Origin of the sequence: Pseudoalteromonas sp. NZS100_1 (assembly GCF_015864285.1) — a bacterium.
Taxonomy (GTDB): Bacteria; Pseudomonadota; Gammaproteobacteria; order Enterobacterales; family Alteromonadaceae; genus Pseudoalteromonas; species Pseudoalteromonas arctica.
The window spans coordinates 1-528 of record NZ_JADYXN010000335.1; the positions used below are offsets into that span (position 1 = coordinate 1).

The following is a 528-nucleotide window of genomic DNA, read 5'->3' on the forward strand; positions in this document are numbered from 1 at the left end:
AGTTGCGGCGAATGGTGTCGACGCCGCGCGTCAGGGCAGCGGCCTCCTGTTCGACGATCGTCACCGGGATGCCGACGTTGAGAAAGTTCATCGCGATGCCGCCGCCCATCGTCCCGGCGCCGATCACGCCGACATGACTGATAGGGGGGAACGGCCTGTCGTCGGGCAGGTCGGGCACTTTCGCGGTCAGCCGTTCGGCGAAGAAGAAATAGCGCTGGGCGGCCGATTCCCTACTGTGCATCAACTCCCAGAACAGATCGGACTCCCGCTTCATCCCTTCGTCAAAGGGCAGGGTGACGGCGGCTTCCACGGCCTTGACGATATTCTCCGGCGCCCGGAACCCCTTGAAGCTGCGCCGATGCTGCTGGCGAAACCCGTCGAACAGGGCGGGTGGCGCAGCAACCGTGCGGTCGCGGATCTTGATCACCGGCGCGTCAAGCCGTTCGCGCAGATAGGCGATCGCGCCGTCGATCAGTCCATCCTCCGGCATGATCGCGTCGATCAGTCCCATGGCCTGCGCGTGCGATG

1 protein-coding gene is annotated in these 528 nt (G+C 65.0%); it reads right to left on the bottom strand.

All coding sequences use genetic code 11. The features are described from left to right. On the bottom strand, positions 1-511 hold a 511-nt coding region (locus I6F66_RS22155; protein ID WP_231611967.1), incomplete at its 3' end, for a 3-hydroxyacyl-CoA dehydrogenase NAD-binding domain-containing protein. Positions 512-528: the final 17 nt, after the last annotated feature.